This is a genomic window from Dyella sp. AD56, from assembly GCF_002878475.1.
GTDB lineage: Bacteria > Pseudomonadota > Gammaproteobacteria > Xanthomonadales > Rhodanobacteraceae > Dyella.
The window spans coordinates 192,866-204,933 of the sequence record NZ_NRDP01000025.1 but is presented as its reverse complement, the minus strand read 5'-3'; the positions used below and the strand labels follow the sequence as shown (position 1 = coordinate 204,933).

9 protein-coding genes are annotated in these 12,068 nt (G+C 62.8%); 6 read left to right on the top strand and 3 right to left on the bottom strand.

Going from position 1 to position 12,068, the window contains the following annotated elements; translation table 11 throughout:
* Nucleotides 1–1,129: 1,129 nt before the first annotated feature.
* Together DyAD56_RS17170 and DyAD56_RS17165 are read right to left on the bottom strand one after the other, a co-directional pair.
* On the bottom strand, nt 1,130–1,819 hold the full coding sequence (locus tag DyAD56_RS17170) for a DUF1345 domain-containing protein (RefSeq protein WP_102303969.1): 690 nt from the start codon (nt 1,817–1,819) through the stop codon (nt 1,130–1,132).
* 136 nt (nt 1,820–1,955) lie between these two features.
* Nucleotides 1,956–2,231, bottom strand: coding sequence for a GNAT family N-acetyltransferase (locus tag DyAD56_RS17165; protein WP_102304023.1), 276 nt, complete (start codon nt 2,229–2,231; stop codon nt 1,956–1,958).
* A gap of 334 nt (nt 2,232–2,565) precedes the next feature.
* Here DyAD56_RS17165 and DyAD56_RS23965 point away from each other — a divergent pair, with 334 nt between their 5' ends.
* Nucleotides 2,566–3,411 carry an intradiol ring-cleavage dioxygenase gene (locus DyAD56_RS23965; protein ID WP_158241374.1) on the top strand — a complete coding sequence of 282 codons (846 nt, stop codon included), beginning with the start codon at nt 2,566–2,568 and terminating at the stop codon, nt 3,409–3,411.
* Between the two features lie 12 nt (nt 3,412–3,423).
* On the opposite strand, the gene DyAD56_RS17145 is transcribed toward DyAD56_RS23965, so the two are convergent.
* Nucleotides 3,424–4,521 (bottom strand): 3-deoxy-7-phosphoheptulonate synthase, encoded by a 1,098-nt coding sequence (locus DyAD56_RS17145; protein ID WP_102303966.1) that lies wholly within the window; start codon nt 4,519–4,521, stop codon nt 3,424–3,426.
* Nucleotides 4,522–4,774: 253 nt separating this feature from the next.
* On the opposite strand from DyAD56_RS17145, the gene DyAD56_RS17140 reads away from it, so the two are divergent.
* The 5 genes from DyAD56_RS17140 to DyAD56_RS17115 all read left to right on the top strand — a co-directional run bounded on the left by DyAD56_RS17140 (nt 4,775) and on the right by DyAD56_RS17115 (nt 11,992).
* Nucleotides 4,775–5,698 (top strand): oxygenase MpaB family protein, encoded by a 924-nt coding sequence (locus tag DyAD56_RS17140; RefSeq protein ID WP_102303965.1) that lies wholly within the window; start codon nt 4,775–4,777, stop codon nt 5,696–5,698.
* A 293-nt stretch (nt 5,699–5,991) separates the two neighbouring features.
* Nucleotides 5,992–7,818, top strand: a complete 1,827-nt coding sequence (locus DyAD56_RS17130) for a 3'-5' exonuclease (RefSeq protein WP_102304022.1) — start codon at nt 5,992–5,994, stop codon at nt 7,816–7,818.
* Between the two features lie 928 nt (nt 7,819–8,746).
* Nucleotides 8,747–9,835 (top strand): aromatic ring-hydroxylating dioxygenase subunit alpha, encoded by a 1,089-nt coding sequence (locus tag DyAD56_RS17125; protein WP_102303964.1) that lies wholly within the window; start codon nt 8,747–8,749, stop codon nt 9,833–9,835.
* On the top strand, nt 9,832–11,145 hold the full coding sequence (locus tag DyAD56_RS17120; RefSeq protein ID WP_102303963.1) for an amino acid permease: 1,314 nt from the start codon (nt 9,832–9,834) through the stop codon (nt 11,143–11,145). Before DyAD56_RS17125 ends, DyAD56_RS17120 begins: the two co-directional genes overlap by 4 nt.
* 67 nt (nt 11,146–11,212) lie before the next feature.
* Complete coding sequence (locus DyAD56_RS17115; protein WP_102303962.1) at nt 11,213–11,992, top strand: SH3 domain-containing protein; 780 nt, start codon at nt 11,213–11,215, stop codon at nt 11,990–11,992.
* Nucleotides 11,993–12,068 lie beyond the last annotated feature (76 nt).

The following is a 12,068-nucleotide window of genomic DNA, read 5'->3' as shown; positions in this document are numbered from 1 at the left end:
AGTTGTACTCCCTCGCCCCTTTGGGGAGAGGGTTGGGGTGAGGGGTCAATCTAGCCTCACCGTGTGTCTCGTCATCCCTGCGCAGGCAGGGATCCAGTTTCTGTATCGCTTGGCTGTCGCGGTACCGTGAACTGGCCGCTTACGCAGCGGGCGTTTCGATCGTCTGCCGACGCTCGAGTCACTTTTCTTTGCTTGCCCAAAGAAAAGTAACCCAAAGAAAGGGCACCCCCACTTGGCGCTGGCCGGTAAAGCCGGCCAGTCCGTGAGGGGCGGCCGGGCTTTTCGACAGGGCTTCCTGCCCTGGCGAAAAGGGATCGGCGTCCTGCCGATCCCCCTGCGGGCCTGATCGTCCACCCCTCACCGCCGCACAGGGGGCCCGGAAGGTCACAAGCGAAAGCCAAAGGCTCGTGCAGCTTCGCTGCACATCGCGTCGCGGCAGGTCACGTTGCTCCTGCCTCAGAGCACAAAAGAGCACAAACCTGAGATACAAAGTCGAGGCAGACGGACGATGCCGTTAGGTGGCGAGTTCTCCACACCGGTAGGGAAGCGTAGCGTCCCTTTTACCTTGCCCCAGTGGTGGGAAAGCGTAGCGCTCCCTTTATCTCGCCTCAGCGGTCGGGAAGCGTAGCGAAGCCTGCTTTAAGTCCTCTCCGCCATGGCGCGTTGCGAAGCGCATGAAGGTACCCGCTGTGTAGTAGCGAAGGTGGCCAAGCCACAACGTTCCTCACCCGTTCGGGCTTATCCCATCGGCCTGCCACGAGCGTTGGCCTGTCAGGCCATTTCTTTGGGTTACTTTTCTTTGGGCCAGCAAAGAAAAGTGACTCGAGCGTCGGCAGACGATCGAAACGCCCGCTGCGTAAGCGGCCAGGTCGCGGCAGCGCACGAAGCGATAACCACACTCACGACTACTGGATCTCTGCATTCGCAGGGATGACGGCTCAGATGAAACGATACAGCGAGCACCCGCCCCTCACCCCAACCCTCTCCCCAACCCTCTCCCCAACCCTCTCCCCAAAGGGGCGAGGGAGAAGAACTGAGGTAACTGGTGCACTCGACGCTGGTCCTATCCTGACTACCCCAGTGCGCGCCAAGACAACACCAACTACAAAACCTCAGCAGAAATCGAACCTCACCCCGCCAACCCCGCCGCAATATTCACACTGATCGCAATAATAAACACGTTGAAGAAAAACGCGATCACACCATGCAGCAGCGCAACGCGCCGCAAATAGCGACTACTGATCTGCACATCAGAAACCTGAAAAGTCATGCCGATCACGATCGCGAAGTACATGAAGTCCCAGTAGTCCGGCTCATGCGTTCCCGGAAATTCCAGCCCTTCGTGCTTCTTGCCGAAGTCACCGTAATAACCATGCGCATAGTGCATACCGAACATCACATTCAAAAACAGCCACGACAGCACGATACTCACGGCGGCAATCGCCAGCGCCTTGGCATCACCACCCTTGGCCGCTCCCATTTCGGTGGTGAGCGCGAGCGATACAAAACCAGTCAGTAACATTGCCGTCCACAGCACGCCCCAACGGCCGGTGTCCTGCCTGCGCGCCTGTCCCTGCATCAGCTCCACCGATGTCGTACGACAGAACAGGATGGCAAGCGCGATCAGATAGACCGCCACGCCAAGGTCGAACCCGAGCAACAGCGCCTTCGCTGGTTTCAGTTCCGCCCAATGCCAGAGCGACACACCGGTCAACAACGCTACAGCCCCGGAAATCATCAAGCGCGGGCGCGCACGCAGTATCCGGAACGGGACGAAGCCGCGCGCCCGTGGACGGGTTTCACCGGGCGTAACGCTCATGCGGGCATCTCCGCGACGTTCAGGTAACTCGTCGACACAACGATCTCTCCATGACCCGACATCGGGCATGGCGCATCTTAGAGCCTGCTGGCCCTATCCCCATCATCCGCGCCCGATCACAGGCGAAAACGCCAACTCAGACGTGCAGATCCTGGTACTCCGGATGGCGGGTCATCCATATCTCGGAATACGAGCAAGCCGGGTCCACTTTCCAATGCTCTTCGCGGGCCGTATCCAGCGCCGTGCGAACAAGGTTGGAGGCAATGCCGCGGCCACCGACAGCAGACGGCACAATGGTGTGGGTGATGGTCATCACACCATCTTCGAGCGTGTAGTCCAACACGCAAGGCACACCATCCACCTTGGTTTCGAAACGATGCGCCCTGGGGTTGTGGTTGATATCGGCAAACATGAAATGCACCCTGATGAAGCAAGGCGCGGAGAGTAAATCAAATGGCAGCGAACCACGCGTGAAGATGTCTGCCTTCGGCGTTCGCATTTCGTGCATGGAACTTTCGGCAAGCTCTGGCAATGCGGCCACGTTCGATGCCATCGCCTGTGCGACGAAGGAAGGTTGCCCGGTATCCAACGTGCTCAAGGCGACGATCAACCTTGATGCGTAATTGGAAGACTGAACAATAGTCATCGCGTCAACGAATCGTTCACACGTGTCATCCTCGCGCGCGCCAACGCGTTCGATGAAGAGTTGCGCCATCGCGGCGCCCGTCATCCGCTCAGGACGCGTAGTGAAAATCACCTGGAATCGACGTCATTTTCTGCAGATGTGCCTTGGCGGCGTCGCCGCCCTGCCCTTCTCTCGCGTGGCGCGCGCCTTACCGGATGGACGTCCGGCCTGCCGCCTGAGCGCGGAACAGACGGAAGGCCCCTATTACCTCGATCGCGCCCTGCTGCGACAGGACATCACGGAAGGCAAACCCGGCTTGCCGCTCACACTGCGCTTTGAGGTACTGGACAGCCGCACCTGCCGCCCATTGAGCGACACCGCACTGGAAATCTGGCACTGCGATGCGCAGGGCCTCTACTCCGGCTTCACCCACATGTCGCCCGGCGGTCACGGCATGGGCCCACCGCCCGGAGGTGCACACGGCACGCCTCCCCCGGGTCCGCCGCCGGGCGGCATGCCACCGGGCTTGACCGGCGGTCCACGTGGCGCACCGCCGAGGAGCGTGCCCTCGGACCAGCTCACCTTCCTGCGCGGCGTGCAGATCGCTGATGCGCGAGGCGCGGTCACGTTCCACACCATCTTCCCCGGCTACTACGCGGGCCGCTGCAATCACATCCACCTCAAGCTTCACGCAGGCGGAAAGATGCAGGACGGCCACTATCGCGGCGGCACGGTGGTGCACACGGGGCAGCTATTCTTTCCCGAAGCGTCATCGCTCGACGCCATGGCCGGCGAGGCCTATCAGCGGCACGGCCTTGAGCGCACTACGCTGACGGAAGACAACGTCTACACGAATCAGCATGGCAGCGATTCCATCGCGCAGATGTCCCTCGAGGGAAACCTGCAGGTGGCGACGTTGACGCTCGCCGTCGATCCCAGCGCCACCAGCCGTGAAAGCATGCACTGAGCATGCTTTCGGTCAGCAGCCGGAGGCCACGCGCGCCGTTCGCTGTGCCGCCTGCCGCGCGATGCGGCGTGCGCGCACCGCCTGGGCGAGACGATCGAGCACCTGCACCGAGGCGTCCCAGTCGATGCAGCCGTCTGTGATGCTCTGGCCATAGCGCAGTGGTTGTCCTTCCACCAGATCCTGCCGACCGCCAACGAGGTGGCTTTCGACCATCACGCCAACGATACGCCGCTCGCCCACCGATAACTGCTCCGCGATGTCGTCGATCACTAACGGTTGGTTTTCCGGTTGCTTGTTGCTGTTCGCGTGGCTGGCGTCGATCATCACGCGCGCCGCCTGCCCGCTCTTGGCGATGGCAAGGCATGCTGCATCCACACTGGGTGCATCGTAGTTCGGCGTTTTGCCGCCACGCAGAATCACGTGGCAGTCCTCATTGCCCGTGGTCGTAGCGACGGCCGTCTGGCCGCCCTTGGTTACTGCCATGAAATGATGCGGCTGCGATGCCGCGCTGACCGCATCCACGGCGATCTTCACGTTGCCATCGGTACCGTTCTTGAAACCCACCGGGCACGAAAGACCGGACGCCAATTCGCGATGTACCTGGCTTTCCGTGGTGCGCGCGCCGATGGCGCCCCAGGCCACGAGATCGGCGATGTACTGCGGCGTGATCATGTCCAGGAACTCGCAGCCCGCCGGCACGCCCAGTTCGTTGATGTCGCGCAGCAAGCCACGCGCCAGCCGCAGCCCCTTGTCGATACGGAAGCTGCCGTCGAGGTCGGGATCGTTGATGAGCCCCTTCCAACCCACCGTGGTGCGCGGCTTTTCGAAGTACACGCGCATCACGATCTCAAGCTCCCCCGCATACTGCCTGCGCTGCGCCACGAGCCGCTCCGCGTACTCCAGCGCGGCACGGGTGTCGTGGATCGAGCAAGGGCCGATCACCACGGCGAGGCGGTCGTCCTCGCCCGTCAGGATGCGATGCAAGGCCTGTCGCGAGGCGCTCACGGTATGCGCGGCGTGCACGCTTGCAGCGCAATCGCGCATCACCTCAGCCGGGGTGCTGAGCGGTGTGATGGCGCGGATGCGTAAATCGTCGGTAGAAGGGTTCACTGTGGTCTCCTTGGGGGGCCACTGGCGACCATAAAAAAGGCCGCCAGTGGAGGCTGGCGGCCTTTTTGGGAATGGTGTCTTGTCGTTAAGACAATCGCGACCAACCCTCCGCCAGCGGCATCGGATAGCCGTAAAACCAAAAATACTGGCGGGTGGCGTGGAAGGTCATGGCGATAAGGAATAACACAGGCTTTTCGCGCATGCAAAGGATGCATTTGAAACCAACACGCTTGGCGAACGCTAAACTGCCCGCATGACTTCACCGTGGAACCTACTTACCCGCCCTGCCCGTGAACCCACCCGACGCTGGGTGCTCAGCGCGTTTCCACGCGGCGGTGGCGGGTACGTCGACTACGATCATCCGGTCGGTGATCCAGGCCTGTTTGGCCCAGACAGCGCCACTTGGCGCGTGCACAGCGACTTCCCGGGCATGCTTGCAGGCGGCCTTGCGGCATTGATGCTGCAGACTTTGCACCCGCTCGCACTCGCAGGCGTGTGGGATCACTCCAACTTTCGCGAGGACTTGATCGGCCGCCTGCGCCGCACTACGTCGTTCGTTAGCGGCACCAGCTACGCGCCGCTCGACCAGGCGCAGATGCTGATCGAGCGGGTGAAGCAGATTCACGCACAGGTGAAAGGCGTAGGTGAAGATGGACGGCCATACGCCGCCGATGATCCGGACCTCCTCACCTGGGTGCATGTCACCGAGGCCTACAGCTTTTTGCAGGGCTATCGTCGTTATAGCCACATCAATCTTCCTGCCGGTGCAGCGGATCGCTATTACGACGAGGTGCGACGCATTGCCGAGGCGCTGGGCGCGCGCGACGTACCGGCATCCGAAGCGGAGATCACTACCTACTTCCGACGCATGCGCCTCGAATTGCGTTTTACCGAACGCTCGCGCGAGGTGCTGGCGGTGCTGTATCGCGTGCGGCTCCCCGTGCCGGTGGCGGGCTTGTCGCGCGACGTTTTTCTGCAAGCGGGCGCCGCCTTATTGCCCCCGTGGGCGGATGCTTTATTGGAGCGCACACCACTGCAACGTGCACAGTCGCGACTGGCGGCACGGGCGCTATGGTCAGTCGCCCCGGTGTTTCGCATGGCGCTGCCCGACGGCATCGCCAGCCGCGCATGCGCGCGTGTCGGTGTCGCAGGCGACACGCTTCATCGTTGGCGTTAAGGCCTAACACTCAGCGGTAACCGCGTCGTAGCGCCGCTGCATTTCCTCGGCGCTGACCTTCTCGATCTCGTGCCCCACCAGCCATTCGTGACCCAAGGGATCACGCACGGTGCCAGATCGGCGTCTTGGCGAAAATCCCAGCCCCCTCCCGGTGACAGGCCGGCTAGATTGACTCCTCCCGCCGATCCGTTAACGTCGCCGGACCTGAAACGCCCCGCGTACACCCAAGGAAAGGCAAGAGGCAGCTCCCAGTGGCGACGCTCATTCCATCCCGAAACAGCTGCCTGCCCGAGATGACCGGCGGCGAAAAACGCTTCTCCGAACGCCTGGAGCAGAAACTCGAGGCCGACTACCTGCTGTGGTACGACGTGGCCATCGGCCCGAAAGAGCGCCGCCCCGACTTCATCGTGTTCCACCCACGGCGTGGCTTGCTGGTGCTGGAGGTAAAGGACTGGAAGCCTGGCAGCATCCAGCAGGCTGACCGCACCTTGTTCACCCTGATCGCCGGCAACAGCAGCCTGAAGGAACACAACCCGCTGATGCAGGCCCGCGACGGCGCGAACGAGATCGCCAAGATGCTGCAGCGCGATCCCGCCCTGTGTTATCCGCCGGGCCATGCCTATGAAGGTCGGCTGCAGATGCCGCTGGGCCATGGCGTGGTGCTCGCCAATATCAGCCGCAAGCAGTTCGAGGCTGGTCAGCTCGAGTCGGCGATTCCCGCGCACCTCGCGATCTGTCAGGACGAGATGTTCGAGTCGGTGGAATCGGAGGCATTTCAGGAGCGCCTGTGGGCAATGTTCCCGCAGATATTCCCTACCGCGCTCACGCTGCCGCAGATCGACCGTGTGCGCTGGCACCTGTTCCCCGATATCCGCGTAGAGGCCGGTGAAGGTCAGTTCGGCCTGTTCGCCGCCGGTGCGCGCAGCAAAGTCAGCAAGGTAGCCATTCCCGACCTGATCCAAGTGATGGACGCGCAGCAGGAAATGCTGGCGCGTTCGCTGGGCGACGAACACCGCATCATTCACGGCGTCGCGGGCTCGGGCAAAACGATGATCCTGGGTTTCCGCGCCATGGAATTGGCGCGCACGCTATCCAAGCCTATCCTCGTGCTCTGCTACAACACGGCACTCGCCGCGCGGCTCGAGCAACTGATGGGCGAACGCGGCCTCAGCGACAAAGTGCAGGTCTACAACTTCCACCGGTGGTGCCGCAGCATGCTCACCGCCTACCACGTGCCGGTGCCGGAAGACGGCCCCCATGTCGCCGAAGAGCTGCCGCCCGCCGTTATCGCAGGCGTGGATAGCGGCCAGATCCCGCGCTTCCAGTACGGCGCGGTGCTGATCGACGAAGGCCACGACTTCGAACCCGAGTGGTACAAGCTCATCGTGCAGATGATCGATCCCAACACCAACTCGCTGCTGGTGTTGTACGACGACGCGCAGAACATCTACGGCCAGGCCAATCGCAAAAAGCTCAGCTGGAAGAGCCTGGGCGTGCAAGCGCAAGGCCGCACCACCATCCTCAAGCTCAATTACCGCAACACCCTGGAAATCCTCTCCGTGGCACGCGTATTCGCCAACGAGCTGCTACTGGGGCACGACGAAGACGATGACGGCATTCCGTTGATCGAACCGCAAAGCGCCGGACGTCGCGGCGCGCTGCCCGAACTTATCCGCGTCGAACAGCAGAAGGACCAACTTCCCGCGATTATTCATCGCCTGCGCGAAGAACGAACCGCCGGACGGCGCCTGCCGGACATGGCGGTCATTTTCCGCAACAGCTGGGAGGGAGAGAAACTGCATGAGGCCTTGCAGCAAGCAGGTATTCCCAGCCAACTGGCGGAAGGCAATGGTGCCAGCTCGCTCTTTGTCGTGGACGACACGGTGAAACTGATCACCATGCATTCCAGCAAGGGTCTGGAGTTTCCGTTGGTGATCATTCCGGGGCTTGGGTCGTTGCCGAAGCCGGGCAAGAATGAAACGGAGGAGGCGCGCTTGCTTTATGTGGCGATGACGCGGGCGACGGAGCGGCTGGTGTTGATCCATCACGAGGATTCGATTTTTAGTCAGCGTATTCGTAATTCGATTAATGAGGTGCAGCAGCAGTTGGCTGAGGCTTGATGGGTTGGTTGGCGTCTTCTGTCGTTTGTGCTGCTTTTTATCGCTAACGCGAGGATTTGGTTTTATCGCTTGATTTTAGCGATGCGGCGACTTGGCTCGCCTGCGGCGGGCTTCCGTCCTCCTACCGGAGGCCGGGTCACTTTCTCTTGCTTGCCCAAGAGAAAGTAACCAAAGAGAAAGGCACCCCCACTTGGCGCTGGCCGGCTGCGCCGGCCAGTTCGTGAGGGGCGGCCGGGCTTTTCGACGGGGCTCCTGCCCCGGCGAAAAGGGATCGGCATCCTTGCCGATCCCCCTGCGGGCCTTCTCGTCCACCCCTCACCGCCGCACAGGGGGCCCGAAGGTCAAAAGCACCGAGCCGACGGCTCGTGCAGCTTCGCAGCACATCGTATCGCGGCAAGTCGCGTTGCTCCTGCCTTGGTGCACAAGGTTAGGAAAGTTAGGGAAGAAATGGAGTGCCGTTGTGTGGCGAGTTCTCCACACCGGTCGGGAAGCGTAGCGAAGCCTGCTTTAAGTCCTCTCCGCGACGGCGCGTTGCGAAGCGCTCTGAAGTACCTGCTGTGTAGCGGCGAAGGTTGCCAAGCAGCAACGTTCCTCGAACGCTCGGGCTTATCCCAAGGTAATGCTGCGGGCGTTGGCCTTATCGGCCATTTTCTTTGGGTTACTTTTCTTTTGGGCCAGCAAAAGAAAAGTGACTCGGCCTCCGGCAGGAGGTCGAAACGCCCGCTGCGTAAGCGGCCAGATTGCGGGAACGTACGAAGCGACAACCATACCCACGGCTACTGGGTCCCTGCCTACGCAGGGATGACGGTTTCATCGAAACGATGAGGCGAGCAACCACCCCACATTTGAGGCGCCGGCCGCATACCCCCTTCCCTTGCCGCCCCCTTAGGTTTAAATAGTAGGACAAATAGCTGCCGGTGATGTGTCCATGCGTGACCTGCTCGACGACTCCGTTCTTGCGCCCCAGCCGCTCGACTACGCGCTGACACTACCCGCCCGCTTCTATACCGATCCGCGCATGCCCCACCTGGACGCACGCGCCATCTTCGCGCGCAGCTGGCAGTTGGTTTGCCACCAGTCGCAAATACTTGAGTCAGGCGATCACGTGGTCACGGAGATCGCCGGCTTGCCGCTGATCATCGTGCGCGGTGAGGACAACATCATCCGTGCCTTCCACAACGTATGCCGCCACCGCGCGGGCCCTATCGCCAGTTGCGATGGCCGTGGCGCGAAGGCGCTGCGCTGCCGCTACCACGGCTGGACGTACGGCCTCGACGGCGTGTTGCGCGGTGCACCCGAGATGGGTCGCGCGCAGGATTTCAATCCGTCGGATATCCGCCTGCCTGAGGTGCGTGTACAGGTGTGGCAGGGGTTGGTGTTTGTGGCGATCGGTGAGGCGCCGCCCTTCCGCGAGCTGGTGGCCGGCATCGATGAACGGTTGGGTCCGGAACGCTCGCTGGAGAACTATCAGTTCCACCATCGCGCGAGCTACGACGTGGCCTGCAACTGGAAGGTGTACGTGGACAACTATCTGGAGGGTTACCACGTCCCGCACATTCACCCTGGCCTCAACAGCCTGCTTGATTACCGCAGCTACATCACCGAAACGGCGCAGTGGTATTCGTTCCAGTACAGCCCGCTGGAAAGTTCGGGGGACCTGTATGGCAGCGGTGAGGCGCTGTACTACTTCATCCATCCCAACACGATGCTCAATATCTTGCCCGCGCGCTTGCAGACCAACCGCGTGCTGCCACTGGGCGTAGATCGCTGCCGCGTAGAGTTCGATTTCTATTACCCACCCGACGACAGTCCGGAAGCACAGGCGCGGCGCGCACGCGACGTCGAGTTCAGCGACGAAGTGCAGGACGAAGACGTCACCATCTGCGCGGACGTACAGCGCGGATTGGCATCGGGCTCGTACGAGGCCGGCCGCCTGAATCCGCTGCGGGAAAATGCAGTGCACCACTTTCACGAGATGGTGCGTCGCGCCTATCGCGAAACGAAGGCCGACGCATGAGCGGCACCACGCGTGTGATCGGCCAGTGGACACTGGTCGCGCTGGTAATCGGCAACATCATTGGCTCCGGCATCTTCGTACTGCCCGCGGCCATGGCACCGTTTGGCGCGGCAAGTCTGCTCGGCTGGGCGATAACACTGTGCGGCGCGCTCGCACTGGCGCAGATATTCGCGTGGTTGGCGCAAGGTATTCCCAATCATGGTGGCCCTTACGCGTATGCGCGTTGCGCCTTCGGTGACACCACCGGTTTTCTGGTGGCGTGGAGTTATTGGATTTGCACTTGGTCGGCGAACGCCGCGCTGGCGGTGGCTTTTGCGGGCAGCCTTGGCGCCCTGTGGCCGGCCGCCACATCGACGCCGCTGCGCAGCGCGCTGTGCGCGCTAGCCGCATTGTGGATATGTACCGGCATTACGCTGGCCGGCGTGCGCGAAGCCGGTCGCGTCGCGATGGTGACGACGCTGCTCAAGCTCGTGCCTTTATTGCTGTTTGGCCTGATCGGGCTGGGCACGTTGCACGCGGGCTCGTATCGCCCATTCAACCCCGACGGGCTGTCGCTACCCGGGGTGGCGCTATCCACCGCCACGCTGGCGCTATGGGCGTTGCTGGGGCTGGAAACGGCTACCGTGCCCACCGGCGTGGTGAAGGATCCGCTGCGCACCGTGCCACGCGCCACCATGATCGGCACCATCGTCGCTGGCATTGCCACCATGCTGGCCTGCACGGTGGTGATTGGCATGCTTCCGCGTGATCAGCTCGCCGCTTCCGCGGCGCCGATGGCAGCAGCGGCCACACACGCATGGGGAACCATGGCCGGCATCGGCGTGGCGGCCGTGGCCGTCGTGTCGTGCTTCGGCACACTCAATGGTTGGGTGCTGTTAGTAGCGCAGACCACCATGGCAGCGGCGCAGGACGGCATGTTTCCCCGGCTGTTCGCACGCGTAGACCGCCACGGCACGCCGTGGATCGGCCTGCTCATCAGCAGCGTACTTACCAGTTTGTTGATCGGGGCCAATTTCACACGCTCGCTGGTGGCACTGTTCACCTTCGTGATCCTGCTGTCGACCGCCACCAACCTGCTGCCCTACCTAGTCGCCACGCTGGCCTGGTGGCGCCTGGAAAGTGGCCGCGCGGCCTGGACCCGTCGGCTGGTAGCCGCGTTCGCCCTGGCCTTCTCGCTCTGGGCGCTCGCCGGTGCCGGCACGGAGCCGCTGATGTGGGGTGCTGTGCTGCTGCTGGCGGGTGGCCCGTTCTACCTGTGCTGGCGGCTCATGACGCGCAAGACGGCGCTTTCGCCTGACCAACCGACGTGATCTTCTGTTGACGCCCCCTTCGCGGTCGGCGCAGTCTCATCGACCTGTATACCCGGGAGAGGCAGCCATGAAACGGATCGTCTGGACCGTGTTGGTGCTGTTCGGATTGGCGAGTCCCGCGGCCTTCGCGCAAACGAATGGCGTGGTCACCGCGTACGTCGACCTGTACGCAGGGCCGGACGTCAGCTACCCCACTATCGCGCAACTGCCCGCCGGCGCCAGCGTGGCGATCCAAGGTTGTACCGCGGGCTGGGGCTGGTGCGATGTGATCACCATGGGCATGCGCGGCTGGGTGGCCGGCACGTACGTGCAGTACACCTATCAGAACCAGCCGGTGTATGTGGCCGACTACGGTGCACGCATTGGCATTCCCATTGTCACCTTCTCGATCGCCGCTTACTGGGGCTCGTACTACGTTAACCGGCCGTTCTATCGCAATCGCGATTATTGGTATGGCCGTCCATATGCACCACGTCCGCCGCCGCGGCCGCCAGGCTGGCGTCCCGGCTATCGGCCGCCCGGCCCTGGCTATCGTCCGCCATCCGGCGGTGGACACCGTCCCCCGCCGTCGGGCAATCGCCCACCGCCGTCGCAAGCCCACCGACCGCCTTCGAACAATCGTCCGAGCCCGAATCCGGGAGCCCGTCCCCCGGGACAGAATCCCCGGCCGCCGGGAGGCAATCGCCCACCGCCGAACCAAGGTGGCAATCGTCCGCCCCAGGGCAATCGCCCGCCGCCGAACCAGGGCGGCAACCGGCCATCGCCGGGACAAGGCAACCAGCGCCCCGCACCCCGACCGCAGCCGCGCCCGGCACCGGGCAACCAAGGCGGCAATCAGGCCGCCTGAACTTGCGTGTACGCCCAGGGATACGCATGCGCCGTCGCGCGTCGGTTTGTGTCGATGCGCGTCTGCCGCCCCAGCC